The organism is Nonomuraea sp. B12E4, assembly GCF_039871825.1.
In the GTDB taxonomy this organism is placed as follows: domain Bacteria; phylum Actinomycetota; class Actinomycetes; order Streptosporangiales; family Streptosporangiaceae; genus Nonomuraea.
Map to the genome: position 1 here is coordinate 197,438 of NZ_JBDPME010000014.1, position 26,431 is coordinate 223,868.

The window sequence follows — 26,431 nt, forward strand, 5'->3', positions numbered from 1 at the left end:
GGCTCGATGTTCAAGGACGAGCACGACGAGTGCGACAACGTCGTCCTCACGCCGTGAGCCGCCGGGCGGCGGCCCGGCGGCGTGACCGGCACCCCACGACAGGAAACCCACGATGCCCGACGTCATAGACCAGATGGTGACCGCTATCAACGCCCAGGACGTGAACGGGGTCGTGCGCTGCTACCAAGCCCGGGCCACCGTGGTCGGCCCGGAGTTGCAGGCCGAGGGCCATGAACAGATCCGCTCCTACCACCTCCACATGTGGGAGGCGTTCCCCGGCGCCCGCATGACCATCTGGGAACACGTCACCGAAGGCGACACGGTGGCGATCGAAGGGGTCTACACCGGCACACACGAGGGGCCGTTCCTCAGCCCCTGGGGTGAGGTGATCACGCCGACCTCCAGGCTGATAAGCATCCGCTTCTGCTGGATGTCCACCCTGGAGGGCGGCGTCATCGTCAGCCAGCGCCTCTACCACGACCAGATGGAGATCTACAGCCAGCTCGGCATCCGGCTCACCACGATGAGGTAGCGGGGTGCGGCCGACGCGGGTCCCAGTCGGCCACCTCGCGACCGGTGTGCCGGTGATCGTGCCGTACATTCCTTGGCATGCCCCCCGCATGGCTGGACACCGGTGACAAGGTCGCATCGGTGGTGGGAGCCGCCGCGGGCGTGACGGCCCTGCTCGTCCAGGTCTTCGGGGCGGCTACCCGGCAGCCGGAGGGTGGCGACACGGCGGGCAGGGCGTCTCGCCCGTGGAGGAGCCGTGTTTCCCTGGCGGCGTTCGTCACCGCCGGAGTTGTCGCCCTCGCCTCGACGGGGCTGGCCGTGGCGCGCCGGGAGTTCAGCCTGCAGCTCGTCATCGCCGTCGTCCTGGCCGTCGTGATCGGGGCGATGCACGCCGCCGTACGCCGCCGGGAGCCGGTCCCGCTCAGCCCGGCTCTCCGGCGTCTGCTGGCCGTCCAGCGCGATGAGGCCGAGCGCCATCGTTACCAGCTGACGGGATGGCATCTGCCGCGCGTCACCACCATCTACGTGCAGCAGCGGGCCGAGGCCGGCCTCACGGCCGTCGGCCGTACGGCATCGGGGAGCGGTGCGTTACCGCCCACGGAGGTCATCGCGCGGTTCGAGCACGCTGTGGTCGTCGCGGAGCCGGGAGCCGGGAAATCCACGCTCACCGCACACCTCGCCGCCGCCTCCTCAAGCTGGTGGCCGGCGGCGCGGCGCGGGACGCGGAGCGCGTCGCCGTTCGGCGAGGCCGTCGCACTGCGGCTGCCCGCCGCCCGGCTGGTGGGCAGCGATCTGCCGGCCGCACTGGCCGGTTACTGGTCCGGGTATGGGCAGCCGGTGTCAGCGGAGATGTTCGCCGCGCCGCCGCTGGACGGTGCCCGGTGGCTCGTCCTGGTCGACGGCATGGACGAGATCGCCGACCCCGCCGACCGCTCACAGGTGCTGACCATGCTGGCCGCTGCCATCGAGCACCGGTCGGAGGTGTTCCGGTTCCTCATCACGACCCGGCCGCTGCCACCGGGCGAGCTGTCCGACCTGGTGCGGTCCGGGGCGACCGAGTTGCGGCTACGGCTGTTCGACGGGGCTGACCTGCAACGGTTCGCCGAGCGCTGGTTCGAGGCGCGGCCGCCGGCTGGGCGGGAGGGCGACCCCCAGGAGGCCGCCAAGGAATTCGTGACCGGAATCAGGCGTAGCGCCGTGGCCGCGCTACCGCGCGTGCCGCTGCTGATCACCATGGCGGCGTTGCTGTTCGAGCGGGATCCCGCCGTTGGTTTGCCCACCGACCGTACTCAGCTGTACGAAGAATTCATCGCCCTGCTCCGCACCGCCAGGCGGTGGAACGAGAAGAACGGCGCGAAGGAGTGGGCCGAGCAGGAGGATGACCTGCTGTGCCACCTTGCCGCCCTCAAGGTGCACTCGCCGGAATGCCACCTGCTCCAGGCGGCGGTGGAGTGGACGGCGACGCGGGACAACACGCCGATGACGAGCTCGGCGCTCACCGGCATGGTGTACAACCGGCTGCTGGCCACCTCACTGCTGATCGCCGACGGCGGCGATGTCGCATTCCTGCACCAGAGCATCGCGGAATACCTGGCCGCCGGGCGGGAGACCTTCGACGAGGCCGCCTGGCGGCAGCGGATGGGCGATCCGTCGGCCCGGGAGTTCGCCCTGTTCGTGCTGGGCCGCGCCGGTCCGCCGGCGACCGATCTGCTCCTCCGGCTCCTGGGAGGCACGGATGCGGGCCTGGCCGCGGCCGGGCGAGTGATCGCCGACGGGGCACGCGTACCACCGGAGCTGATCGACCAGGTGCTCACCGGCCTGCTGGTCCGGATCAGGACGGGCCATCACGGCGACGATCTGGACGTGCTCGCCCAGTTGGCCGCCTCCCACCCGGAGACGGTTCCGGCACTGATCGAGACCTGCCGGGATCCTGACGTTCCTGTCTGGACACGGGCGATCCTGGCAGACTGCCTGGCCGAGGTCGACGGGGAGCTCGGCTGCCGGCTGCTCGCTGTGATCTGCCTGGAGGAGGACCTCGCGTCGCACCCCGTACGACGCTGGTGCGCCGAGCGGGTCTCAGCGCACGGTGACCGAAGCGCCGTCAGGTCGGTGCAGAACATCCTGGACCGTGAGGAAGGCTGGACGCCGTCCCCATGGTCGCTGGATCTGCTGCCTCCGCTGCCGGAAGCCCCGGAACGCGCGCTGGCAGCGCTCGCAGGCGATCCGCGCCAGGACATCCTGCTGCGGGTCCAGGCGGCCACCGCGCTCCTGGAACACGGAACGCCGACCGCCACCCAGACCCTGCTCGACATCACCACCGATCCCGGCGAGGACATCCGGGCCCGCTTCGAAGCGGCCCGGGTGCTGGCCCTGTCGGCCCGGCCCGCGATCCTGACCGGCCTGCGGGCCATGGCCGCCGATCCAAGCGCCTGGCCCATGATGAAATACCAGGCCGCGGCCATACTCGCCGGCCTCGGCGATCCGGTGGGCCTGGCCACACTGCGCGACCTGGCGACGACCGCGCCGGAGTCCTGGATCCGCTTTCGAACGGCCGAGACCCTGTGGACGCTGGGCGACGCGCACGGGCTCAAGGTGCTCCGCCGGCTCGCCGTCCACGCCGGGACGGGGCTGCCCACCCGCGTGGCAGCCGGTCGCCTGCTCCTGGCCGACGAGGACCAGCCGACCCGCGACGCCCTGCACCGGCTCCTTGCGGGCGACGAGCGGTTGTCCGTCCGTTACGGAGCGGCCCTGGCACTGCGCGAGCCGAAGGCCCTGCGCGAACTGGCGGAAAACGCGTCGGTCGGACCGCGCGCCCGGCAGAGCATCGGCGTGGCGCTGCTGGAGTCAGGCGATCCCAGCGGCATGGAGGTGCTCCACCTGCTCACCACCCAGTCGCCGCATTCCGGGCCACGGGTCGACGCCGCCCGCACGCTGTCCCGATACGATCGGGCCGCCGGGGTGGCGGCGTTGCGTTCGATCTTCGACGAGACCGGCACGGACGACCGCGTTCGCTACCAGGCGGCACAGTCCCTGCTGGCTCTGGACGAGGACGTACCACTCGCCCGGCTCGCCGAACAGGTCCGGGACGCGGGGCTACGCGTGACGATCGGCGCGACCATGCACGCCCACGGGAACGGCGACGGCATCGCGATGCTCGGCAAGGTGCTGAATGACGCGCGGGCGAAGGAGACGGTGCGGGCACGCGCGGCGGACGCGCTGGCCGCGTGCGGGCCGCCGGGGCGGGGCGTACTCAGGCGGCTCGCCGACTCCACCGCAAATCCTCTGGGCTGGCCGGCGGTGGTGGCACTGGCCCGAGCCGGGGAAGAGCAGGACCCCGCCTGGTTCACGGCCCGCTTCCCACGGCGCAGGCTGAACTGGTGGCGTACGCGTGACGATGACGCCGTGTATGCGCTCGAAGTGATCGGTGGCGTGGGGCCGTGTGCCGTCCTGGAACGGCTGGCCCGCGACCGAAGGGCGGCCGACCGGCGGATCCGGCTCATGAGCGTGGCGGCGCTGGTGTCGATGGGGAACACGACGGTCCTCCAAGGCATCGCCGACGACTCCCGGACCGACCCACTCGTACGTTGTCTGGCAGCCGCGTTCCTCCTTGCCGAGGGGCGATCCGGCGTGGCCCTGCCCGTGCTCATGAGCGTACGGGACCGGCGTCTTCGGAGCCCGTTCGCCCGTTACGTGGCCGACCGGCTGATCGCGGCCCACGAAGGGCTCCCAACCGGTTCTCCGCCCATCCGGTGGCGCCTGCCGCTGTCCTGGTACTTCATGGACATCGACGCCTTCGAGCTGTGAGCGCGGTCCGGCCTTATGTGGTGATCGACACGGACGCGAATCACGTTCTCCAGCGGCGACGACAGTCTCAGTGAGAGCACCGGCCGGTTGAGGGTGTCGCCCCGGCGGTTGATGACGGCGGTGGGCGCGGTCACGGTGATCGTGTCTTCCTCGGTGCGGATGTCGTGGGCCTCGGCCGCGTACAGCGCACTGACGCCGGGCCGTAGCTGCCACAGCCCGTCGGTGAACTTCATGAGTAAAGATCCTTTCGAACGACGGTGACCGCGTCACCCTTTGAGCCCGCCGGCGGGCAAGAACCCCGGCCCGAGAACCGTATCCCTCCCCCCGGGGGCCACCGCGTCCCCGGCCGCCGACCGGCGCCGCTCGCTCTGGCGGGAAGCAGCGCTTCGGGGCTGCTCCCTATCGGTTATTCGGTCATTGGGCTGCTGTGATGGGTGAGACCGGCGTAGTACTTTGCTCGCATGTCTCACTCAAGTGAAGCGGGATTGACCGCCGGCTTACGTCGGAAGGCCGTCAGGGTGGCCGTCGCGGGGATCATCGCCGGGTCGCCGATTTGCTTTGGTTCGTCGGCCGCGTACGCGTCGGACGGGACGCAGCGGGCCAACGCCGTCGTCGTCTGGGACAGGAACGCTCAGACCGCCATGTGGGACGTCGCCCAGCAGCAGCCGCCGGAGCAGTCCCGCAGCGCTGCCATGGTGCACGGAGCCATTTACGACGCGGTGAACGCGATCGCGGGCAGTCCGTACCAGCCGTATCTGACCGCGCCTCACGTCAAGGGGGCCGCGTCCATGGACGCGGCCGTGGCGAGCGCCGCCTACCGGGTGCTGAGCGCGCTGTTCCCCGACCAGCGGGAGAGGCTGACGACGCAGTACGACGAGGCGCTGGCCGCGATTCCGGCCGGCGGGCCCAAGCAGCGTGGCATCGCGGTCGGCGTTCAGACCGCCTCGGCGATGATCGCGGCGCGGAAGAACGACGGGGCCTACGGCGACCAGACCTGGACCGTGGGCACCGAGCCCGGTCAATGGCGGCCTACACCTCCCGCCTTCGCCGCGAGCAGCGCCTGGATCGCTCACCTCAAGCCGTTCCTCATCCCCAGCGGGTCCATGTTCCGCACCTCCGGCCCGCCGGCGCTCACCAGCAAGCGCTATGCCGAGGAGATCAACGAGGTCCAGGAGATCGGCTCGAAGACCAGCACGGTCAGGACCGAGGACCAGACGCAGGCCGCGATCTGGTGGCACGACCGGAACGGGGGCGACTGGGAGATCAAGCGCCAGCTCGCGACGACGCACCGGCTCAGCACGCTCCAGGCGGCGCGGATGTACGCGATGGTCAACCTGTCCAAGGCCGATGCCACGATCGCCTGCAACAGCGAGAAGGCGGCCTGGCACTTCTGGCGGCCGATCACCGCGATCCGGGAGGCCGGCACCGACGGCAATCCGGACACGACGCCCGATTCCGGCTGGGAGCCTCTGCTCGTCACGCCGCCGCATCCCGACTTCACCTCCGGGCACGCCTGTTCCACCGGGGCGGGCATGTCGTCACTGAGGCACTTCTTCGGCCGGGACGACCTGTCCTTCAGCGCGTTCAGCCCCGACGCGGACGCCACCCGATATTTCCACAGTTTCTCGCAGGCACTCGCCGAGGTCATCGAGGCCCGGGTGTGGGGTGGCATTCACACCCGCTCGGCTGATGTGCAGGGGGCGAAGATCGGCGAGCAGGTGAGCGCGTACATGGGGGCGCACTACTTCAAGCCCGTGCCCCGCTCGTAGATCCGGAGTGCACGCTGAGCCCGGTGCGTTCGGGCGACCTGGCCGATGCTCAAACCCGAAACATGTGCCCCAATTTGACCTAGAGTCGGCTCTAGATCCTACGGTTCCGAGGTATGAGATATCGCATCCTCGGCGGCACGGGTATCGAGGTCAGCACCCACTGCCTCGGCACCATGATGTTCGGCTCGGCCGGCAACCCCGACCACGATGACAGCATCCGCATCATCCACACCGCTCTCGACCACGGGATCAACTTCGTCGACACCGCCGACATGTACTCGGCGGGCGAGTCAGAGGAGATCGTGGGCAAGGCCCTGCAGGGCCGGCGGGACGAGGTGGTGCTGTCGACCAAGGTGCACTTCCAGATGGGAGAGGGCCCCAACCGGGGCGGCAACTCGCGGCGTTGGATCATGCGCGAGGTCGAGGCGAGTCTCAAGCGGCTGCGCACCGACTGGATCGACCTCTACCAGATCCACCGGCCCGACCACCGGACCGACATCGAGGAGACCCTCTCCGCACTGACCGATCTGGTAAGGCAGGGCAAGATCCGGGCCTTCGGCAGCTCGGCCTTCCCGGCGCACGAGACGGTCGAGGCCTACCATGTGGCCCGGCAGCGCGGCTTGTACCGGTTCCGCACCGAGCAGCCGCCGTACAACATCCTGGCCCGCGGCATCGAGGGCGACGTCCTTCCCACCGCGCAGCGGCTCGGCATGGGCGTGCTCACCTACAGCCCGCTGGGCTGGGGGTTCCTGACCGGTCGTTACCGCAAGGGGCAGCAGGCCGACCTGTCGCGGGGCCGCGCCGCGCGCGCACCAGAACGGTTCGACCCGTCCATCCCGGTCAACGCGGCCAAGCTGGAGATCGTCGAGGAGCTGGTGAAACTGGCGGACGAGCTCGGCTGCACCCTGCCCGCGCTGGCCGTCGCCTTCGTCGCCGCACACCCGGCGGTCACCTCGGTGATCCTCGGTCCGCGCACGATGGAGCAGTTGGAGGGCTTGCTGAAGGGCTCCTCGCTGGTGCTCGACGACTCCGTGCTCGACCGGATCGACGAGCTCGTGCCGCCCGGCACGAACGTCTACCACCCCGTCGGTCTCTGGAGCCCCGCGCCCCTGACCGACCCCGCGTTGCGCCGCCGCCCGCTCGGCGACCGCGCCGCGAGCTGACCCAGACATGTTTCCGGTCCCGGGGCACTTCATGTGACATGATCCGGCCGGGACCGGCGAGGCGGCAGCGGCTTACCCGGTGTGGGCCACGACCGTGTCGCAGGAGCGAGGGCCGGCTTCGCCGGGCTCAGGACAGGGCGACCTGAACACCATCGGAGAAGATCGAATCGTGCAGTTCGATCGTCTCCGATGTCAGGTCGCTGCCCGTGAGGGTCATGCCCGTATGGCTGCGACATCGGAGCGTCTCCTTGGCCGTCGAAAAGCAGGTAAGGGTTGGGACGTTCCAAGGGTGGGGCGAGGGTGCCGAGAAACACGTCCAGGATGTGTCCGAAAACGGACACGGATTGTGGGCGGCCTGGCACGCACCGCTGCGCCATCCAGTAGATATCCCGGCTGGAGGATCATGCGTCTCCCCTCAGCTCCGCGGTCTCACGGCGGGGCGGGCTGACGTGGGCCCCCGCTGAAAGTTTCCCCCGCCACAGCCCCTCCACCAGCGTTGTTATCGGCGGCTGTCACCGCGCACCCTCCCCTGGGCGCCGGATGGCGTACCTTACTCCCGCTCATCCACATCCGCGTCCAAGGGAGTCGTCGTGCGTACATGGTTGGCCCGCTCCGTTGTGTCCTTTCTGATGGTGCCGCTGACGGCCGCTCCGGCGGCCCCCTCCGCCTTGGCTCAGACGGACGCGCGTACGTGCGCGAAGGCGAATCTGCTGTTCTGCGAGGACTTCCAGGCCATGCCCGTCGGCGGCGCGAGCAGTCTCCACTGGGGAATCGACACCAAGCACGGCACGCTCACCGTCGAGCGCGGCGGGCGGCGGGGGCAGAAGGTGCTGCGCGTGCACACCGAGGGCAACGGCCGCGCGTTCCTGAAGGTGGACGACTTCGCCGCGCCGGGCAACAGCTTCTACGGGCGCGTACGGCTGCGGGCCGACGCGTTCCCGACCGCGCCGGACTGGGCGCACTACACTCTGGTCGAGGCCACCGGCGACGGGGCCGAGATCGTCCGCCCGCTCGGCGGCCAGTACACCCCGCCGCCCCACGGGGGAGCCGCGTACTGGGGCGTCGGCGCGGACGGCGGCCCCACCGGAGACTGGACGAACTGGCGAACCACCACGCCTTCCGTCGCCGGGACCTGGACATGCGTGGAGTGGCACATGGATGCCGGCGACAACCGAATCTCGTTGTGGTTCGACGGGGTGGCCAAGCCGGAGCTCACCGTGTCCACCCGGGAACACGGCGGCAACCCGGTGGACTTCGTCTTCCCGAGGTTCGACACGATCAAGCTGGGCTGGCAGCTCTACCAGGGGAACCCGACCCCCGCCGCTTACGACGTGTGGATGGACGACATCGCGCTGAGCAGCCGCAGAGTGGGCTGCTGACGCGCGCCTCCTCGGCCGAGTCCAGGCAGGGCGTGCGCCTGCCGATGACGATGCCCGGCTCCACCTCCCAGTCCGGCCTCGTGGAATTGCGCGGGCTGGGGCGGGCCGGGCACGAACCGTCAGTGGCCCGGGTGAGGTACCGCGCCGCTCCCCAGTAACCGGACCGGGTGTCGCGGCATCGTACGTGACCAGGGTGGCCTTGGCCTAGACGCGCAGCACTCTGGGGCCGGCCGCGCCGTAGCGCTGCGCGGACGCTCGGGACAGCTGTTTGCCGGCGATGACCCAGGTCAGCTGCCCGACGTCGGCGAACTTGGCGAAGCTGGTCACCCCGAATCGAGTGTGCTCGCACAACAGCACGGACTGGCGGGCCGCCCGCATCGCCGCCGCTTTGGCCTGTGCCACGGACGGGTCCGGAGTCGTCAGCCCGCGGTCGATCGACACCCCGTTGGCGCCCATGAAAGCCAGGTCGACATTCAGCTCTCCGAGCATCCCCGTCGCCCATCGGTCGACGGTGCCCATGGTCGTCGGCCGTAGCCGGCCGCCGACAATGATCACATCGTGATCGGTCTGACGGCCGAGTTCGGCGGCAACGGTCAGAGATCGGGTCACCACGGTCATCCGCTGCAGCCGGCGCATCGGCCCGACCAGATCCTCCGGCAGCGCACCCTCGTCGAGGAACACCGTGCCGACGTCGGCCATCAGGGCGACCGCGGCCTCGGCGATTGCCAGCCGCTCCTCGGTCCGGGCCTTGTGCCGGTACTCCACCGGCGCCTCGTAGCCGCCGATGTCCGTGGGGTAGAAGACGCCGTACGACCGGACGATCATCTGCTGGGCCTCGAGCGCGCGCAGATCCCGGCGCAGTGTCGCCGGCGAGATCGCGAACAGGTCGGCGATCTCGGAGACGACCGCACGGCCTTCGTTCCGGACGTAACTGAGGATTCGCTGCTGACGATCGAAGGCATGGCCCCGAAACGAGCTGGACATCCCTGCTTGCACCCTTGCATATGTGATTGAAACGTTCGCGCAATGATCACAGATTCGCGACCGTCTGACCAGAGTCAAGCACCTGACCTTCAGTAAAGTCTCCAGCGATTCGTCCTCGATGCGGATGGGTGGTAGCCCATGAGCAATGGAGCAAGCGATCTCGGTTCGAGATCAGCTCTGTCGGTCAGCGCCCGCCGACCGGCCGATGCCGGGGGAACGACCTCCGAGCGACCACTCGGTGCGACACGCCGACGCCGGCGCGGTTACCTGCTGTTCGCCGCGTTCGCGTTACCGAACCTGGCGTTGATCGCCGTGTTCTCCTACTGGCCGATCATCGAGAACATCTATCTGAGCTTCACCACCTGGGACTTCATCTCGCCGCAGGCCGACCTGGTCGGCCTGCTCAACTACCGGGCCCTGTTCAGCAACTGGACCTTCTCCGAGGTCCTGTTGCGCACGCTGGTGTGGGTGGTCGTCGTCGTTGTCGTGACCTTGGTGCTCGGCCTGGCGCTGGCGCTGTTGTTCTCACGGCGCATGCGGGGCACCACCGCGGTGCAGACGCTCGCCTTCTCCCCGCACGTGCTGTCGGGCGCGGCGATCGCGACCATCTGGCTGCTGATCTTCGATCCCCATCACGGCCTCAGCCGGATGGTGTTCAACGCGTTCGGAGCGGACTCGCCGGCCTGGACGACCGACGGCTCCTGGGCACTGTGGGCGTTGATCATCGTCTCCATCTGGAAGGGCCTCGGCTTCGTCGCGATCGTCTACCTGGTGGGCATCCAGCAGATTCCGGCCGAGGTGCTGGAAGCGGCCCGTATCGACGGTGCCGGCCGGTGGACGCAGTTCCGGCGGGTGATCTTCCCGCTCCTCTCCCCGACCACCTTCTTCCTGGTGATCACCCAGACGATCTCGGCCTTTCAGGCCTTCGACGTGATCGCCATGATGACCGGCGGCGGACCTGCCCGTGCCACCACCACGTTGAGCTGGTTCATCTACGACGAGGCGTTCAACCGTTCCAATGTCGGTGTCTCAAGCGCGGCTTCGATGATCATGTTCGTGGTGCTGATGGCGATCACCGTACTGCAGTTCCGATTCGTCGAGCGGAGGGTGCACTACTGATGACGGTCATGCCAACCGCGGTCACCCCGCAGAAGTCGTCCGGCCCTCGGCGTACGCGCTGGTGGGGCGTGGCCGCCCTGGTGGTCGCGGCCCTGATCTTCCTGATCCCGCTCTACCTCTTCGTCAGCACGGCGTTCAAGACCGACGCCGACATCAACAGCTGGCCGCCGCGGCTGATCCCGCGATCGCTGACCCTGGAGAACTTCGTCAACGCCTGGACGTTGGCCCCGTTCGACCAGTTCCTGATCAACTCGGCCGTGGTGGCCGTGATCGGGACGGTGCTCAAGGTGGTGTTGGCGATCTCCACCGCGTACGCCTTCGCCTTCCTGCCGTTCCCCGGCAAGCGCTGGCTGTTCATCTTCATGCTCGGCGCGCTGATGGTGCCGGGGCACGTGACCCTGCTGGTGAACTACATCACCATCGGCCAGTTGAACCTGGTGAACACCTATGCCGGCCTGATCCTGCCGGGTGTGGCGTCGGCATTCGGCACCTTCCTGCTCCACCAGTTCTTCCGGTCGATGCCGCGGGAGGTGCTGGAGGCGGCGCAGCTGGACGGCGCCGGGCATCTACGCACGATCATCTCGTTCATCGTGCCGATGGCCCGACCGGCGATCATCACGGTCGGACTGATCGCCCTGATCGACGAGTGGAACGGCTTCGTCTGGCCGCTGATCGTCACCAACTCGGTCAACATGCGAACGCTGCCGATCGGGTTGCTCTACCTCAAGGAGAACGACGGCATCAACGACTGGGGCGCCCTGATGGCCGGAACCCTGTTCGTCATCCTGCCGATGGCGATCGTCTTCCTGCTGGCACAGCGCTACATCGTCGCCGGCCTGGCCGGCAGCGTGGTTCGCCGATGATCGTCACGTGCCTGCGATCCGGTTCGATCGGAAAGGAACCCGTGTGACCGGGACCAGTTTCAGCCGCCGCCGACTCCTGACCGGTGCCACCGCGGCTGCTGCCAGCCTGGCGCTGACCGGCTGCGTCGGCCGCCCGAGCGGCGACTACGCCCAGGTGAGCGGACAGGTGCCACCGCAGTTCGCCCGCCGCGAGCGGGTCGTGCTGTGGAGTGCGTTCACCTCCCACAACGCCGAGATCCTGCAGTCGATCATCGACGGGTTCAACGATTCGCAGCAGGACCTCTTCTGCGAGATCCAGCTGTTTCCCGGATACCCCGCGCTCGATTCGAAGCTGGCCGCCAGCTTTGCCATAGCGCAGGTTCCCGACCTCGTCACGCTCAGCGACGTGAACTGGAACCGCTACTTCCTCGCCGAGGCACTGGAACCGCTGACCGGCTACTTCGACGCCGGTTTCGGCCCCGACGCGTTCCATCCGAGGTTCCTGGCCGAGGGCACCATTCGAGGCCAGGTCCACTGGCTGCCCTGGGCTCGCTCGACACCGCTCTTCTACTACAACAAGGAGATCTTCGCCGGCGCCGGGCTGCCCGACCGCGGACCGAAGACGTTCACCGAGTTGCGGGAATGGGGCCGTCAGCTCAAGGGCTTCAGATACCGCGGCTCACCGGTCAAGATGCGCGGCTACAGCAGCACGGACGACTGGTACTTCCAGGGCTCGACCTGGGCCTTCAACGGCGGCTACTCCGATGGCATGGCGCCGAGGCTGGACTCCGAGCAGACCATCGCCGCCCTGGAGTTCGATCGGGCGTTCATCCACGACGACCAGATGGCCTACCTGGCCGGCGACGTCAACGCCGATTTCGTGGCCGGGGTGACGGCGACCATCTGCAACTCCACCGGTGCGCTCACCTCGCTGCTCAAGGCCGCCAAGTTCGAGTTCGGCGCCGCCTTCCTGCCCGAGCAGGACGCGCCCGGCGTCCCGACCGGGGGCAGTGGACTGGCGATCATGCGCAACGCGACCAAGGCCCGCAAACAGGCAACCTGGGAAGTGATCAAGTACCTCGCCGAGAAGGGCGCGCCCGAGTGGAGCCTCAACACCGGCTATCTCCCGGTGACCACCAGCTCTCTCAACTCATCGAAGATCAAGGAGCGCAACGCCACGACCCCCGCGTACCAGATCGCCCAGGATCAGCTGAGCCGCGCCCGCCAGGCGGATGTGATGCGCCGGTACGTGAACGAGACGATCTCCGAGATGCTGATCGGGCTGCAGAAGGTGTACGCCTCCAACGCCGACCCGGGCGAGGTGCTGCGTGAAGCCGCCCGAAACCTTGACCCGGCCATCCAGCGCGTGCTGCCGAAGTATCGGCGGCTGGTGGCGTCCTGACCCTGGACCTCTCGCGCCGCCGCTCCGTCGGCCGCCCGCACGAGATTTCATCGTTCTATCGAGAAAGGAAGATCGTGGCATTTGCCGTCATCGGACACCGCGGCGCCATGGCCGAAGCACCCGAGAACACCATTGCGTCCTACCGCGTGGCGGAAGAGGTCGGCGTCGATGAGGTGGAGACCGACGTACGAATCAGCTCCGACGGGCAACTCTTCATGCTGCACGACGCGACCCTGGACCGGGTCGCGGCCGAGCCGGCCGGCCAGGGCCTGGGCCCGGTCGCGGAGCTGGCCTGGTCGAAGATCAGCTCGGTCGATGTGGGCCAGGGTGAGCGGGTGCCCACCCTGGAGCAGATGTATCAGGCAACGACGCGGCTGATCCAGTTGGAGATCAAGGATCTGGCCGCCATCGACGGCCTGGTCGACTTCTTCCCCCACCATCCCGACTACGCGGAGCGGACGATCCTGACCAGCTTCTCGGCCGAGGCGATGGCCACCGTAGCCGGGAGGCTGCCGGAGATTCCGCGGGGCATGATCGTGTCCAGATGGACCGACGCCGAGGCCTACCCAGGCGGCCACCGGAAGTTGATCAAGGAAACCGGGTCCTGCCGCATCCACAGCGGCGGGGAAGGGCTGACCGCCGAGCTCGTCCGGCAACTGCACGACGAGGGCATCCCGGTGCATGGCTGGCCCACCCGCAGCGAGGACGATCTGCGGCACTGGCTCGAGCTCGGCGTGGACGGGACGACCGGCGACGATCCCCGTACAGTGCGACGCTGGCTCGCCGAGGCCCTGCGGTAACGGCGAGCACAACTGCCCCGAGTCCTCCTGATCAGGCCAGGCTCGAGGGCCGGGGCCCTGTCATAGCCCGTACGCGCGGCCCTCGACGCCCCACTCCCCGAAGGGCGGATGCTCACCCCGCTCGATCGCCCTGATGGAAGGCCGGCCGATGTGGGCGAAGACCAGTCGTTTCACCTCGTGATCACGAGCATCCTCGGCGACCTTCAGGACCGCGGCGTGCCCGCCCACGCCGCCGGCGAAGCGGATCGGCCGGTTCCAGCCGGCCGCGTCCGCGAACATCAGGTCCACGCCCGACGCCCATTCCGGAAAGACCCAGAACTCCGGCGCCCACACAGCCCTGCCCCGAGGTGTGCGGATCAGGTAGCCGAAGGTGGGATGGGAGGTGTGGGCGACCGGCAACGGCACGATCTCCACACCTGCCGCCCGGTAGTCCGCCACCGCAACCGCCAGCCCGAGCTCCCGCGCCGTACGGCGGATCAGGGGCATCAGCTCGGCGCGCTCGTCGCAGACCAGCCAGCCGTCCAGCCGCCGGCCGAGCGCGGCCTCGTCGCCGGCGTCCAGCAGCACGCAATGGCCTGGCCAGCGGACGAGCAACCCGGCCGGGCGGTAGCGCGGGGAGTTCATCGCCCCGACGCCGACCAGGCAGAACCGGATGACCGGCATCACCCTGCTCATCACCCACTCCTGCCGAGCTTCTCGACCCCTCGCGCGGCCGGCGCGTTCGCCACGCCAGGCCGCAGCAGGCCCTGCCGCCCGCCCATCAGCCCCTCAGCCAGGTGCCGGAGGACGTGGCTCCGGCGCCGCGGGCGGCGTGGCCCTGGGCGTCCGATCGGCATGACCCGCCGGCAAGCCCTCCCCCTACCCAAACATTCGAACAGACATCCCCCTCCGAAGAGGCCGTACCGGGTAGCGACAGCAGGCAGGTCAGCCGGCCGCGCCGATGCCGTTGACCAGGTCTTGACGACTTTCTTGCCGACGCGGGCGAGTGCCCGGATCTAACCTTGAAAGGGAAGGGGCATGCCATGATCACCATCATCGTGCTCGGGCTGATCGTCATGCTCACGGTCTGGCTGGTGGTCAGCAGCATCCGAGTCGTCAATCAGGTTGAGCGCGGCGTGGTCTTCCGCTTTGGCAAGGCCCAGCGGGAGGTCCGCCGGCCGGGGCTCACCTTCCTCATCCCGGTCGTGGACCGGATGAGGAAAGTGAACGTCCAGATCGTCACGATGCCGGTGCCCACACAGGAGGGCATCACCCGTGACAACGTCTCCGTCCAGGTCGACGCCGTCGCGTACTTCCGGGTCGAGGAGCCATTGCGGGCGGCCATCGCGGTGCAGAGCTACCTGTTCGCGATCGAGCAGGTAGCGCAGACGTCACTGCGCTCGATCATCGGCAAGAGCGATCTGGACGACCTGCTCTCCAACCGCGAGGAGCTGAACAAGGGCTTGGCGCTGATGATCGACAGCCCTGCGCTCGGCTGGGGCATCCACATCGACCGCGTGGAGATCAAGGATGTCCATCTGCCCGAGGGCATGAAGCGATCCATAGCCCGTCAGGCCGAGGCCGAGCGGGAGCGCAGGGCCCGTGTGATCACCGCGAACGGAGAGTTCCAGGCCGCGCAGAGGCTCGCCGACGCCTCGGCCATCATGAACGAGACTCCCGGCGCGCTTCAGCTACGCCTGCTGCAGACCGTGGTGGAAGTGGCGGCCGAGAAGTCCTCCACGCTGGTCATGCCGGTGCCCGTGGAGCTGCTGCGCTTCTTCGAGCGCTCCGCGAGGAACGGCGCGGCCGCGGAGGCCGCTGAGCAGGTCGCCGGCCCCTCGGAAGGGAAACCCGAAGGGCAACCGGCCGTGACGGACACCACCGCGCCCGAGCTGACCGCGCCAGGGCCTTCCTTCGAACGTTCCGGCGCGGAATCGGCCGCGAGGAGCGGCGCCCCGCGCACCACATAGACCAAGCACCATCAGGAGCTTCGTCGAACGGTTGGTATCCGCGGGGTGAGGAGGCGAGTTCGCGATCTTTGTGTGACGCCGTCACAGACAGTGGTCGAGAGTCCCGCCCTGCGCCCGGGCGAGCGCGCGAGGCCGACTCACCGAGGCCGGCTCGCCCGTGCTCGCGACCGCCGCGCATCCCGGCATGGCGGCCACCAACCTCCTCGGGCACCTCGGCAACGAGCACCCTCTGCTGCGTCGGCTCCTCGCGACCGTCACCAGTCCCTTCTCGCAGAGCGAGGACGACGGCGCCCTGCCCACGCCCTTTGGCGGACACGCAGCACAGGACCGATCGCTCAGCCGGCCGCGCGTCTTAGCACGTCAGGTCACATTCCTCCAGGTCCACGCTCGTGGTCAGTGCCTCGTTGGCGTCGATCTCGACTCTCATCCGTTCCAGGCGAGCGCGTGCTCCGGCGAGCGCGTCGGAACCGAGCAGCAGCCGCAGCGGCGGCATCTCGGTGTCCACGGCCGCGGCGATGGCCGCGGCGGCCCGGACCGGGTCGCCAGGCTGGCGGCCGGACACGGCGAGCGTGGCTTCACGGCGCTTGCCGGCGGTCTGCTCGTAGTCGGCCAGGCGTGTCGGAGACTGCCGCATCGATGTCCCAGCCCACTGGGTGCGCAGACCGCCGGGTTCCGCGATCGTCACCCTGATGCCGAGCGGTGCGACTTCCGCGGCCAGCGACTCCGACAGGCCCTCCAGCGCGAACTTCGTGGCGTGGTAGTAGCCGGTGGCGGCGAAGGCGGCCAGGCCGCCGAAGGAGGAGATGTTGACGATGCGCCCCGAGCGGCGCGCCCGCATGCCGGGCAGCACGGCCTTGAGAACCGTCACCACACCGTGCACGTTGGTGTCATACAGGGCACGTACCGCGGCCTCTTCGCCTTCTTCGATGGCGGCCAGGTACCCGTATCCGGCGTTGTTGACCAGGACGTCGATGCGCCCAAACGATTGCTCGCATGCCTGGACGGCCGCGGTCACCGACGCGGGGTCGGTGACATCAAGCTCCAGAGCCAGCGCACGGTCGCCGTATCTGGCGGCCAGATCGGTCACGGCCGTGCGATCACGGGCAGTGACAGCTACCCGGTCGCCCCGCTCCAGGGCGTGCCGGGCCAGAGCGCGGCCCAGGCCGCTGGAGCATCCGGTGATCAGCCATACAGGCGATTCATTCATGTCGTTCGGCATGCCTTCATGACAACAGCAAGCCGGCGGACGTGCCACGCCCCCTCAAGGGAGGCCCTCACAGGGTCAGCTTCGCGTGTGGCGCGGAGTGCGGCAGGGCCTGTGAGCAGCGGTAAACTCGGCCAGAATGGCAGGTTACGACAACCAGCTCGGTTCCTTCCTGCGCAGTCGCCGGGAGAGGATCGACGCTGCCTCCGCCGGCGTCATTGACAACACGCGACGGCGGGTCAAGGGGCTGCGCCGCGAGGAGTTGGCGCTGCTCGCCGGGCTCAGCCCTTCCTACTACACCCGGATCGAGCAGGGCCGCGACCGGCACCCCTCCCGCGAGATCCTCGAAGCCCTGGCCCGCGTGCTGCGCCTGGACGACACCGAGCGGGCCTACCTGTGGTCCCTGGCGATGCCGCCACTGGCAGCAGCCGGCAACAACACCGTTCCCGCCCGCACGGTGCGGCCAGGAGTGCTGCACCTGCTGGAGCGATGGGGGGACCTGCCCGCGTTCGTCGTCAGCCCCAGCCGCGACGTGCTGGCCGGCACCACGCTCGCGGCCCGGGTCAACCCGGCCTGGAGCCCGGGGCACAACCTGATCGAGTTCGCCTTCCTCGACCCGCGCGCACAAACGGTCTATCCCGACTGGGCCGAGATCGCCCTGCAGGCCGTCGCGGGTCTGCGCGCCACCGCGGCCACCCGCCGCTCAGAACTCGGCGGTTTCGTGGCGAGCATGCGCGAGCGCAGCAAAACCTTCCGCGCGCTGTGGGACTCCCACGACGTGTACGAGCGGGTGATGGGTGAGAAACGACTCGCCGTTGACGGCCTCGGCATCCTCCGCCTCACTTTCGAGACCTTCGCGCTCTCCGGACCCGAGGGCCACATCCTGTACGTGTACTTCCCCCGTCCCGGCAGCACAGACGACGAAGCACTACGCGGCTTCGCCTGAGAAGCCTTCACCGGCGAAGGCGTGACGGTGGTCGAGACCCCGCCACGAACGCCTTATTGAGCCCCGCAGGAGCCGCGGACGACCAGCGGGGTGGGCAGAATCCGCGGGAGCGGGGTGACGCGTTCGTTGATCATCGTGATGACCGCCGCGGCCGCCGCCGTACCGAAGCCCGCCTTGTCCTGGGCCAGCGTCGTCAGCCCCGGCGGCACCAGCGCGGCCAGCTCGATGTCGTCGAACCCGACCAGCGCGATATCCTCGGGCACCTTCAATCCCGCCTCTGTCACGGCCCGCAGCGCGCCGATCGCCATCTCGTCGCCCGCGGCGAACACCGCGTCCGGCCGCTCCTCCAGCTCCAGCAGGGCACGCATCGCGGCATGACCACCGGACAAGTAGAAGTCGCCCTCGACGACCAGCTCCGGCCGGTGTGCCAGGCCGAGCGCGGCCGACTCCTCCAGGTAGCCGCGCAGCCGCTCCGCGCCCGGCCCGGTGCGGACCGGGCCGGTGATGGTGGCGATGACCCTGCGCCCGGTCGCGTGCAAGTGGCGGACCGCCTCGCGCGCCCCGCCCACGTTGTCGGAGGTCACGTAGGTGGCCCACGGTCCCTGAACAGGCCGATCGAGGGAGACGCACGGCACCTCCGATCCTGCCAGCGACTGGAGCGAGGAGTCGGCCCTGCCGTTGTCTATGAAGACCACGCCGTCGAGGTTGTGCCCGCGTACGGCGCGGAGATAGCTGTCGGGCGTGCCGTCCTCGCTGGTGGCGAGCATGAGCAGGTGATAGCCGCGCTCGCTCAGCGCGGTCTTCAGCCCGATGACGATCTCCTGGAAGAACGGGTGCCGCCAGCCGGGGCGGCGGTGGTCGGTGTCCCAGATCAGGCCGACCATGTGGGACCTCTTGGTGGCCAGGGTGCGGGCCGACTCGTTGGGCAGATATCCGATGCGTGTCGCGGTGCTGAGAATGAGCTCGCGGGTCTGGGCGTTCACCACCTCGGGGTTGTTGAACACGCGGGAGACAGTCGCCGGCGAGACCCCGCAAAGGCGTGCCAGCTCTCGAATCGTTGCCACGGACGTACGTTATCGCCATCTCGCTGAAACCGATTTCATGTAACCGGTTGCATGGAAGTTATGGGAGAGCCAGCACCATGTCAACCCATCACCGCACGTTTCCGACGCGTGACTTTTCTGTGACTTGACAGAGGGCGGCGGCGTTCTGTGGGATGTGCCACTGAGGCCGATGCCGGACCGTTGCCGCGGGGCCCGGCCTTTTCATCGCATCTCGCAGCCACCCTTCCTCTCCCTTTGAAGGAGTCCCAGGTGTCTGCTGGACGAATTCGTCTCGCCGCCGGAGTGCTGGCCGTCGGCATGCTCGCCACCGGTTGCGGCGGCTCCACCTCCACCGGCTCCACACCGACCGAGGGCAAGATCACCTTAACCCTCAACCTGTTCGGGAACATGGGCTTCAAGGAGCTCTACACCAAGTACGAGGCCGCCCACCCCAATATCAAGATCGTCGAGAGGACGTCGGCGTACAACGACCACCACCGCAACCTCGCGGCGCACCTGGCCACCGGCAGCGGCACCGCCGACATCGAGGCGATCGACACCGGCTTCGTGGCCCAGTTCAGAAGCCAGTCCCAGCACTTCGCCGACCTGCGCCGGCACGGCGCCGACCAGCTCAGGGACCGCTGGCTGCCGTGGAAGTGGGAGGCGTCGCTGGCCAGCTCGGGGGCCCAGATCGGCTACGGCACCGACGTCGGCGGCCTGGCCATGTGCTACCGCCGCGACCTGTTCGAGAAGGCCGGGCTGCCCACCGACCGTGACGAGGTCTCCAAGCTCTGGCCTGACTGGACGTCCTACTTCGAGACCGGCAAGCGCTACACCGCCAGGAAACCCGAAGGCGCCGCGTTCTTCGACGGCGGCCCCCAGGTGTTCAATGCGATGATCGGCCAGGCCGAGACCGGCTACTACGACGCCCAGGACAACGTCGTGGTCGCCACCAACCCGGCCGTCCGCTCCGCCTACGACCAGGTGCTCAAGGCCGTGGCCGACGGTCAGTCCGCCAAGCTCGTCGGCAGCTCGCCCGCCTGGAACACCGGCTTCGCCAAGAGCCAGTTCGCGACCATCGCCTGCCCCGCCTGGATGCTCGCCAAGATCCAGGACCAGGCCAAGGCCTTCGCCGGGCAGTGGGACGTGGCCGCCATCCCCGGCGGTGGCGGCAACTGGGGCGGCTCCTACCTGACCGTCCCCGCCCAGGGCAAGCACGTGAAGGAGGCCGTGGAGCTGATCGCCTGGCTGACAGCGCCCGAACAGCAGATCGAGGTGTTCACCAAGCACGGCATCCTGCCCTCCACCGTCACCACGTACGACAAGCCCGAGGTGACCGGGCTCAAGCACGAGTTCTTCAACGACGCGCCGATCGGGCAGATCTTCACCACCGCCGCCCGCAGCCTCAAGCCGCAGCATCAGGGCCCGAGGGCCGGCGACATCCAGACCGCCATCCGCGACGCGATCAACCGCGTGGAGGAGGGCAAGCAGAACGCCGCCGAGGCGTGGACGCAGATGCTCGGGGACGTCGAGCGCATCAGCAAGTGACGCGCATCGATCCGTGAGAGCTGATCGACGGCGGGCTATCAGGGCCCGCCGTCGCCACCCTTTCCCCGAGGAGCCGACCATGACCTCCGTCAGATCAGGGGCCCGGCGCCGCTGGGCCTACCAGCTCGACGTCAAGGGCTCGCCGTATCTCTACATCGCCCCGTTCTTCCTGCTGTTCGGCGTGTTGGGCATGTTCCCGCTGCTGTACACCGCGTACGTCTCACTCACCGACTGGAACCTGCTGGACCCGAACCGCGAATGGGTGGGGCTGGCCAACTACGCCGAACTGCTGGCCGACGACTATTTCTGGAACGCGCTGTTCAACACCGTCAGCATCTGGCTGTTGTCCACCGTGCCGCAACTGCTGGCCGCGCTGTTCATCGCGCACATGCTCAATCGCAGGCTGCGTGCCCGCACGCTGTTCCGGATGGGCGTGCTGCTGCCCAACGTGACCTCGATCGTCGCGGTCACGATCATCTTCGCCCAGCTCTTCGGCCGCGACTTCGGCATGGTCAACTGGGCTCTCGATCTGGTGGGCCTGGATCCCATCGACTGGCAGGCCGGTACGCTCTCCTCGCACGTCGCGATCTCGGTGATCGTGATCTGGCGGTGGACCGGCTACAACGCCCTCATCTACCTGGCCGCCATGCAGACCATCCCCGAGGGCCTGTACGAGGCGGCCCGGCTGGACGGAGCGAGCCAGTTCACCCAGTTCCGGAAGATCACCGTGCCGATGCTCCGCCCCACGATCATCTTCACCGCCGTCGTGTCCACCATAGGCGGCTTCCAGATCATCGCCGAGCCGCTGCTGTTCCAGGCCGGCACCGGCAACCCGACCGGCGGCTCGGACCGCCAGTTCCAGACCGTCGGCCTCTACCTCTACGAGCAGGGCTTCAGCATGTACCAGTTCGGCTACGCCGCGGCGATCGCCTGGACCCTCTGCGTGATCATCGTGGTCATGGCGCTCGTCAACTTCGCCATCACGCGCCGGATCAGGAGCAGCTGACATGGCAACCGTCACAGCGGTCCGACGCCGCCTGAACCCCCAGGGGGCAGGGTTCTGGACCTACGCCGCGCTCGTCGCCGTGCTGCTCGGCTCGCTGTTCCCCATCTACTGGTCGCTGGCCGTGGCCTCCCATGACAACGACGCCATCGCCAGCGTGCCGCCGGTTCTCACCCCCGGCGGCCACCTGTTCGAGAACATCGCCCGGGTCTTCGACACCACCCCGTTCGGTCAGGCGATGCTCAACTCCGTCCTCGTGTCAGGCTCGGTCACGATCTCGGTCGTGCTGTTCTCCACGCTGGCCGGCTTCGCCTTCGCCAAGCTGCGCTTCCGCGGGCGCAACGTACTGCTCCTCCTGGCCATCGCCACCACCACCGTGCCGCAGCAGCTCGGCATCATCCCGCTGTTCATCCTCATGGCGGAGTTCGGCTGGACCGGCAGGATCGAGGCGGTGATCGTGCCCGGCCTCGTCACCGCGTTCGGCGTGTTCCTCATGACCCAGTACCTCTCCAGCGCCATCCCCGACGAGCTGCTGGAGGCCGGTCGCATCGACGGGTGCAGCACGCTCCGGCTGTTCTGGCACGTCGTGCTGCCGGCCGCCCGCCCGGCCGCCGCCGTGCTCGGCCTGTTCACCTTCATGCATGCCTGGAACGACTTCTTCTGGCCGCTGGTCGTCCTCACACCGGAGAACCCGACCGTCCAGGTCGCTCTCTCCAGCCTGGCCAGCGGCTACACCACCGACTACGCGCTCGTGCTCACCGGCACCGTGCTCGCCATCGTGCCGATCGTGGCGGTCTTCGCCGCGCTGGGCCGTCAGATCATTGGGGGAATCATGTCAGGAGCGATCAAGGGATGACCCAGGAACATACGGCCTTTCCTCCCGGGTTCGTGTGGGGGACGGCCACCGCCGCGTACCAGATCGAGGGCGCCGTGGACGCCGATGGGCGCGGGCCCTCGATCTGGGACACGTTCTGTCGCATCCCCGGCGCGGTGGCCCTGGGCCAGAGCGGCGAGCATGCCTGCGACCACTACCACCGCTGGCAGGAGGACGTGGAGCTGATGGACCGGCTCGGCACCGGTGCCTACCGCTTCTCGCTGGCCTGGCCCAGGATCGTGCCCGACGGCGACGGCCGGGTGAACCAGCGCGGCCTCGACTTCTACCGGCGGCTCACCGACACTCTGCGCGAGCGCGGCATCGAGCCGTACGCCACCCTCTACCACTGGGACCTGCCCCAGTCGCTGGAGGACCGCGGCGGCTGGCGCGACCGCGACACCGCCGAGCGCTTCGCCGACTACGCCGAGGTCGCGCACGAGGCGCTGGGCGACACGGTGTCACAGTGGATCACGCTGAACGAGCCGTACTGCTCGTCCATCGTCGGCTACGCCGAGGGCCGCCACGCACCCGGCGCACGCGAGGGTCACGGCGCGCTGGCCGCCGCCCACCACCTGTTGGTGGGCCACGGCCTCGCGGCGGCCAGGCTGCGGGCGCGGGCGCGGCCGGGACAGCAGGTCGGTATCACGCTCAACATGTCGCCCACGGTGCCCGCGACGGGCTCGGCGGCCGACGCCGACGCGGCACGCAAGATGGACCTGCTGGTCAACCGCCAGTTCACCGACCCGCTGCTGCTCGGCGTCTACGCGTCCGACATGCTGGAGACCTTCGGCGCGATCAGCGACTTCTCCTTCCGCCGCGAGGGCGACCTGGAGGTCATCGGCGCTCCGCTGGACTTCCTGGGCGTCAACTACTACTACCGCATCCACGCTGCCGCGGCGCCGTACGAGCAGGCGGACCCCGCGCTGCGCTCCGCCTTCGACCTCGGGGTGCGCAGCGTCACCCCGGACGGCGCGGCGACCAGCGGGCTGGGCTGGCCGATGGAGCCGCAAGGGCTCCACCAGACCCTCCTCGGCCTCCGGCGCTACCCGGCTCTCCCGCCGATCTTCATCACCGAGAACGGCTACGGCGACGACGGGACTCTCGAGGACACCGGTCGCGTCGACTTCCTGCGCGAACACCTGGCCGCCATCCGCGCCGCGATGAACGACGGTGTGGACGTGCGCGGCTACTTCTGCTGGTCGCTGCTGGACAACTTCGAGTGGGCCCGCGGGTACGCCGCCCGTTTCGGACTCGTCCACGTCGACTACGGAACCCAGGCCCGCACCGAGAAGGCGAGCTTCCACTGGCTGCGCGAGTTCATCGGGAAACAGGGATGAAGATCCTGGCGCTCGACCTCCTGCACAAGCCTTCGGATGATCGGCCGTGCTCCCGCGCCTGATCTTCTCCCTGTTCGAACACACCACTGCGGCCCCTGACAGCCGCCCGGTTCGTCCCCCTCATCGGCGAACACGCGACGACCACCGACGACCCACCCCAGCGCCCCGCCTGACGAGGCGTGCGCTGAGGACAACACGATCTTGTCATCCTCCCTTCCTGGCCCGCAGGTCCACGACGAGCAAGCCGTCCTCCAAGACGGCCGCCGTGCCGAGCGCCTCACACGCCCTGATGAAACGCCGGCCGAGCCAGGAGCGCTCCGCGCCTTCGGCCAGGACGGTGCGGCACCAGTCGAGTTTGAGCGGCACGGCGCGCAGCCGTACCGGACCGAGCTCGTCGACGGTCACCAGGAACAGCAGCGACAGGTCGTTGCGCAGGTCCGGGTCCACCCCGTAGTCGTCGAGGAAGTCGCCCATGTCGTACAGGACCGGAGGCGCCACGCCGTGCGCGACGTGCGCGGAGTGGCCGGCGATCAGCGTCGCCCCCGCGTCGGCCAGGATCGTGGCCGCGGCGCGGATGTACGGCTGCGGCGCGGCCGTCATGTTGGGACCCCAATGAGGGCTGACCAGCACGACATCCGTTTCCGTACGCATCCTCGCCACCGTGTCCGTCAGCCAGTCCGGGACGCCGGAGCGCAGGTCGGCGTAGGCGACGCCGGGCCGGCCGGGGGCGGCCGCGTATTCCTCCGGGTGGTCGGTCACGGAGATGACGGCGATGCGCAGCCCCCGTACGGTGAGGATGGCCGGCTCGCGCGCCTGGTCCAGGGTGGCGCCCGCACCCACCGCGCGGATCTCCACATGTTCGAGATGGGCCCGGGTGTCGAGCAGGGCGCCGTAGCCGTAGTCCAGCGCGTGGTTGTTGGCCAGCGTGGTGCAGGTGACACCGAGCTCGGCGAGCAGGTCGACGGCCTGCGGCGGGGCGCGGAAGTGGAGGATCCTGCCCGGCGCGGACCACGGGCTGCCGCGATCGGAGACGCAGCACTCAAGGTTGAGCAGTGTGGCATCGGCCTCGGACAGGTACTCGCGGACGCCGTCCGAGACGTACGCGTCCGGGTCGTTGGACTTGGCCAGCAGGTCCGCGACGCCACGGCCGAGCATCGTGTCACCCGCCAGCGCGAGCGTGACAGTCACGAGTTTCCCCTGCCCGCGATGACGTCCTCAAACGCGTCCGGGCGGTCCCGTAGCCGTGCTGGGCCACGTGGTGTGAGGCTCGGCTCAGTCCTGCGGCGGTCACGACATTCACGACTACATCGGGGGTCTCACATGAGACTCGGACGTCGCCTGCCACCGTGGACTGGTACGACCTGGACTACCCTCCATGATCGAACTGCGGCGACAATTCCTGCCACCGCGCGAGCACTACACCCTGATCGGCTTCAACGACCCGGCCGCGCCGACCGGCTGGCACCCGCGGCTCGAATACGTCGACGAGGCACCGATGAACGACTCACCGGTGCTGATGGCCAAGGCACCCGCGAACGTACGCCGCATGTACCGCCTCATGAACCTGCTGCCGGGCATGAAACGGTCCACCCGCATCGTGCGGTTCCGGTTCTGACGAGCCGAGATCCTCAAGCAGGAAGGTCTCGGGACTGCGGGTCGCCACGAGGCCACCGCGGACCCCGAGGATGAACGCCATCTCACATGCCGCTTGACCTGCACGGACGAAGTTTTCGGCAGGCGCGGTGCCCGGGGCCCACGCACATTCGGAGGGGTCCACACGCCTATGTCACATCACCTGGCACGGTCGGGTTGAATCCGTGCCTTATTAGCTGGTTGTCGCGCACGGCTCGCTGCGGGAGAAAGCCGAGCATGCGGCTGAGCGTGAAGCCGATCACCGTGTGGACCAATTCGAGGGGCAGGAGACCGATCCAGACCCACAGAGGCGAGGTCAGAAGCAGCCACACCGCGCATTGCCGTGCAAGGTAGAACGTACCGCGCAGGTCATCGTGTGCCCACCAGCGGTAGGCGTAGGGAAGACGCTTGTGGAACATGCGATACATCGCCCAATGCCGCAACGGAGGGCGTTCGCGCAGGCGCAGTGCGATGCCGCCGCATACGACGTCGAGCGAGTCGCGCAGGCTCGGCCCGGCCTGCCCCGGCTCGGCCAAGTCAAGCAGTGTGCCGACCAACTCGTCGCCGCGCGCCTGCCGGTAGCGGAAGGGGTAGGCACGTGCGAGGAGCCGGCAGCGGCGTTCGTAGGCATCCATCGTCACATCCCGGGCTGGAGCCTGAGGCCGAGGCGGTGCTGTGCGGTGGCGGTGAGCCGGGCCAGGCGGGCGGTCTCCTCCGTCAGAAGCTCAGCGCCCTGACCGGTCAGCTCGTAATAACGTCGGTGCCGGCCATCCACGACCTCTTCGCCGGCCACCCGGGCCAGCCCTCCTTCTGCCAGGCGGTCAAGGGCTCCATAGAGCGTGCCCGCGCCAAGGCGTACATGGCCTTCCGACAGTTCGCGCACGGCCTTGATCACGCCATACCCGTGAAGGGGGCCATCGGACAGGGCCAGCAGCAGGCACCACGGTCCCGGCCTCGCCGCCGTGCGCCCCACGACCTGACGGCCCACGGTCAGAGCCTGGGGGTGGACCTGAAACGGAACCGTTCCGTACGGTAAGGCGCATTGCCGCAGGCGAGGGCGAGGCCCCGTACGAGGCATGCGCGGAATGGCCCGCCATGGCCGATCGATGCCGGCACCGGGCAT

General features: G+C 68.8%; 23 protein-coding genes. 16 read left to right on the plus strand and 7 right to left on the minus strand.

The features are described 5' to 3' along the window. The first annotated feature begins 112 nt into the window (after nt 1-112). The 5 genes from ABGB18_RS29060 to ABGB18_RS29080 all read left to right on the plus strand — a co-directional run bounded on the left by ABGB18_RS29060 (nt 113) and on the right by ABGB18_RS29080 (nt 8,625). Nucleotides 113-532, plus strand: a complete 420-nt coding sequence (locus ABGB18_RS29060) for a nuclear transport factor 2 family protein (RefSeq protein ID WP_347698802.1) — start codon at nt 113-115, stop codon at nt 530-532. 77 nt (nt 533-609) lie between these two features. Next, nucleotides 610-4,314 (plus strand): hypothetical protein, encoded by a 3,705-nt coding sequence (locus ABGB18_RS29065; RefSeq protein WP_347698803.1) that lies wholly within the window; start codon nt 610-612, stop codon nt 4,312-4,314. 518 nt (nt 4,315-4,832) lie between these two features. Beyond that, the gene (locus tag ABGB18_RS29070) at nt 4,833-6,083 is read left to right on the plus strand and encodes a hypothetical protein (RefSeq protein WP_347698804.1); all 1,251 of its coding nucleotides are present in this window, start codon (nt 4,833-4,835) and stop codon (nt 6,081-6,083) included. Between the two features lie 113 nt (nt 6,084-6,196). Continuing rightward, the gene (locus ABGB18_RS29075; protein ID WP_347698805.1) at nt 6,197-7,246 is read left to right on the plus strand and encodes an aldo/keto reductase; all 1,050 of its coding nucleotides are present in this window, start codon (nt 6,197-6,199) and stop codon (nt 7,244-7,246) included. A gap of 590 nt (nt 7,247-7,836) precedes the next feature. Next, entirely contained in the window at nt 7,837-8,625 is a 789-nt protein-coding gene (locus ABGB18_RS29080; protein WP_347698806.1) for a hypothetical protein, read from the plus strand. Nucleotides 8,626-8,829: 204 nt separating this feature from the next. Here the strand turns inward: ABGB18_RS29080 and ABGB18_RS29085 are convergent, their stop codons facing one another. Continuing rightward, on the minus strand, nt 8,830-9,687 hold the full coding sequence (locus ABGB18_RS29085; RefSeq protein WP_347698807.1) for a DeoR/GlpR family DNA-binding transcription regulator: 858 nt from the start codon (nt 9,685-9,687) through the stop codon (nt 8,830-8,832). Nucleotides 9,688-9,747: 60 nt separating this feature from the next. On the opposite strand from ABGB18_RS29085, the gene ABGB18_RS29090 reads away from it, so the two are divergent. From ABGB18_RS29090 to ABGB18_RS29105, 4 genes are all read left to right on the plus strand, one after another. Beyond that, entirely contained in the window at nt 9,748-10,728 is a 981-nt protein-coding gene (locus tag ABGB18_RS29090) for a sugar ABC transporter permease (RefSeq protein WP_347698808.1), read from the plus strand. Beyond that, a complete protein-coding gene (locus tag ABGB18_RS29095) occupies nt 10,728-11,591 on the plus strand; it encodes a carbohydrate ABC transporter permease (protein ID WP_347698809.1) in 864 nt (287 codons plus the stop codon). Before ABGB18_RS29090 ends, ABGB18_RS29095 begins: the two co-directional genes overlap by 1 nt. A 43-nt stretch (nt 11,592-11,634) precedes the next feature. Beyond that, nucleotides 11,635-12,972 (plus strand): ABC transporter substrate-binding protein, encoded by a 1,338-nt coding sequence (locus ABGB18_RS29100; protein ID WP_347698810.1) that lies wholly within the window; start codon nt 11,635-11,637, stop codon nt 12,970-12,972. A gap of 74 nt (nt 12,973-13,046) precedes the next feature. Beyond that, nucleotides 13,047-13,772 (plus strand): glycerophosphodiester phosphodiesterase family protein, encoded by a 726-nt coding sequence (locus ABGB18_RS29105; protein ID WP_347698811.1) that lies wholly within the window; start codon nt 13,047-13,049, stop codon nt 13,770-13,772. A 60-nt stretch (nt 13,773-13,832) separates the two neighbouring features. On the opposite strand, the gene ABGB18_RS29110 is transcribed toward ABGB18_RS29105, so the two are convergent. Beyond that, complete coding sequence (locus ABGB18_RS29110) at nt 13,833-14,447, minus strand: MBL fold metallo-hydrolase (protein ID WP_347698812.1); 615 nt, start codon at nt 14,445-14,447, stop codon at nt 13,833-13,835. Nucleotides 14,448-14,794: 347 nt separating this feature from the next. On the opposite strand from ABGB18_RS29110, the gene ABGB18_RS29115 reads away from it, so the two are divergent. Continuing rightward, entirely contained in the window at nt 14,795-15,721 is a 927-nt protein-coding gene (locus ABGB18_RS29115; RefSeq protein ID WP_347698813.1) for an SPFH domain-containing protein, read from the plus strand. 352 nt (nt 15,722-16,073) lie between these two features. On the opposite strand, the gene ABGB18_RS29120 is transcribed toward ABGB18_RS29115, so the two are convergent. Then, on the minus strand, nt 16,074-16,928 hold the full coding sequence (locus tag ABGB18_RS29120) for an oxidoreductase (RefSeq protein ID WP_347698814.1): 855 nt from the start codon (nt 16,926-16,928) through the stop codon (nt 16,074-16,076). Between the two features lie 136 nt (nt 16,929-17,064). Here ABGB18_RS29120 and ABGB18_RS29125 point away from each other — a divergent pair, with 136 nt between their 5' ends. Next, the gene (locus ABGB18_RS29125; protein WP_347698815.1) at nt 17,065-17,871 is read left to right on the plus strand and encodes a helix-turn-helix transcriptional regulator; all 807 of its coding nucleotides are present in this window, start codon (nt 17,065-17,067) and stop codon (nt 17,869-17,871) included. 53 nt (nt 17,872-17,924) lie between these two features. On the opposite strand, the gene ABGB18_RS29130 is transcribed toward ABGB18_RS29125, so the two are convergent. Next, complete coding sequence (locus ABGB18_RS29130; RefSeq protein WP_347698816.1) at nt 17,925-18,935, minus strand: LacI family DNA-binding transcriptional regulator; 1,011 nt, start codon at nt 18,933-18,935, stop codon at nt 17,925-17,927. 249 nt (nt 18,936-19,184) lie between these two features. Here ABGB18_RS29130 and ABGB18_RS29135 point away from each other — a divergent pair, with 249 nt between their 5' ends. The 4 genes from ABGB18_RS29135 (at nt 19,185) to ABGB18_RS29150 (ending at nt 23,676) form a co-directional block, all read left to right on the plus strand. Then, nucleotides 19,185-20,462: an ABC transporter substrate-binding protein gene (locus tag ABGB18_RS29135; protein ID WP_347698817.1), complete on the plus strand. Its 1,278-nt coding sequence runs from the start codon at nt 19,185-19,187 to the stop codon at nt 20,460-20,462. 79 nt (nt 20,463-20,541) lie between these two features. Beyond that, nucleotides 20,542-21,468 (plus strand): sugar ABC transporter permease, encoded by a 927-nt coding sequence (locus ABGB18_RS29140; protein ID WP_347698818.1) that lies wholly within the window; start codon nt 20,542-20,544, stop codon nt 21,466-21,468. Between the two features lies 1 nt (nt 21,469). After that, a complete protein-coding gene (locus ABGB18_RS29145; protein WP_347698819.1) occupies nt 21,470-22,321 on the plus strand; it encodes a carbohydrate ABC transporter permease in 852 nt (283 codons plus the stop codon). After that, a complete protein-coding gene (locus tag ABGB18_RS29150) occupies nt 22,318-23,676 on the plus strand; it encodes a GH1 family beta-glucosidase (protein ID WP_347698820.1) in 1,359 nt (452 codons plus the stop codon). The genes ABGB18_RS29145 and ABGB18_RS29150 overlap by 4 nt, the downstream gene beginning before the upstream one ends. 204 nt (nt 23,677-23,880) lie before the next feature. Here the strand turns inward: ABGB18_RS29150 and ABGB18_RS29155 are convergent, their stop codons facing one another. Beyond that, complete coding sequence (locus tag ABGB18_RS29155; RefSeq protein WP_347698821.1) at nt 23,881-24,864, minus strand: CapA family protein; 984 nt, start codon at nt 24,862-24,864, stop codon at nt 23,881-23,883. A 187-nt stretch (nt 24,865-25,051) separates the two neighbouring features. Here ABGB18_RS29155 and ABGB18_RS29160 point away from each other — a divergent pair, with 187 nt between their 5' ends. Further along, nucleotides 25,052-25,291 (plus strand): hypothetical protein, encoded by a 240-nt coding sequence (locus ABGB18_RS29160; RefSeq protein WP_347698822.1) that lies wholly within the window; start codon nt 25,052-25,054, stop codon nt 25,289-25,291. 166 nt (nt 25,292-25,457) lie between these two features. Here ABGB18_RS29160 and ABGB18_RS29165 read toward each other — a convergent pair whose 3' ends face one another. Both ABGB18_RS29165 and ABGB18_RS29170 read right to left on the minus strand, forming a co-directional pair. Further along, nucleotides 25,458-25,943, minus strand: coding sequence for a hypothetical protein (locus ABGB18_RS29165; protein WP_347698823.1), 486 nt, complete (start codon nt 25,941-25,943; stop codon nt 25,458-25,460). 2 nt (nt 25,944-25,945) lie between these two features. Then, nucleotides 25,946-26,296, minus strand: a complete 351-nt coding sequence (locus ABGB18_RS29170; RefSeq protein ID WP_347698824.1) for a PadR family transcriptional regulator — start codon at nt 26,294-26,296, stop codon at nt 25,946-25,948. Nucleotides 26,297-26,431: the final 135 nt, after the last annotated feature.

Bases quoted from the DNA above. Each gene is read 5' to 3' on its own strand.
- ABGB18_RS29060 (WP_347698802.1), top strand. From the start codon at position 113: ATGCCCGACGTCATAGACCAGATGGTGACCGCTATCAACGCCCAGGAC.
- ABGB18_RS29065 (WP_347698803.1), top strand. From the start codon at position 610: ATGCCCCCCGCATGGCTGGACACCGGTGACAAGGTCGCATCGGTGGTG.
- ABGB18_RS29075 (WP_347698805.1), top strand. From the start codon at position 6,197: ATGAGATATCGCATCCTCGGCGGCACGGGTATCGAGGTCAGCACCCAC.
- ABGB18_RS29090 (WP_347698808.1), top strand. From the start codon at position 9,748: ATGAGCAATGGAGCAAGCGATCTCGGTTCGAGATCAGCTCTGTCGGTC.
- ABGB18_RS29095 (WP_347698809.1), top strand. From the start codon at position 10,728: ATGACGGTCATGCCAACCGCGGTCACCCCGCAGAAGTCGTCCGGCCCT.
- ABGB18_RS29110 (WP_347698812.1), bottom strand. From the start codon at position 14,447: ATGAGCAGGGTGATGCCGGTCATCCGGTTCTGCCTGGTCGGCGTCGGG.
- ABGB18_RS29115 (WP_347698813.1), top strand. From the start codon at position 14,795: ATGATCACCATCATCGTGCTCGGGCTGATCGTCATGCTCACGGTCTGG.
- ABGB18_RS29120 (WP_347698814.1), bottom strand. From the start codon at position 16,928: ATGAATGAATCGCCTGTATGGCTGATCACCGGATGCTCCAGCGGCCTG.
- ABGB18_RS29125 (WP_347698815.1), top strand. From the start codon at position 17,065: ATGGCAGGTTACGACAACCAGCTCGGTTCCTTCCTGCGCAGTCGCCGG.
- ABGB18_RS29140 (WP_347698818.1), top strand. From the start codon at position 20,542: ATGACCTCCGTCAGATCAGGGGCCCGGCGCCGCTGGGCCTACCAGCTC.
- ABGB18_RS29145 (WP_347698819.1), top strand. From the start codon at position 21,470: ATGGCAACCGTCACAGCGGTCCGACGCCGCCTGAACCCCCAGGGGGCA.
- ABGB18_RS29150 (WP_347698820.1), top strand. From the start codon at position 22,318: ATGACCCAGGAACATACGGCCTTTCCTCCCGGGTTCGTGTGGGGGACG.
- ABGB18_RS29160 (WP_347698822.1), top strand. From the start codon at position 25,052: ATGATCGAACTGCGGCGACAATTCCTGCCACCGCGCGAGCACTACACC.
- ABGB18_RS29165 (WP_347698823.1), bottom strand. From the start codon at position 25,943: ATGGATGCCTACGAACGCCGCTGCCGGCTCCTCGCACGTGCCTACCCC.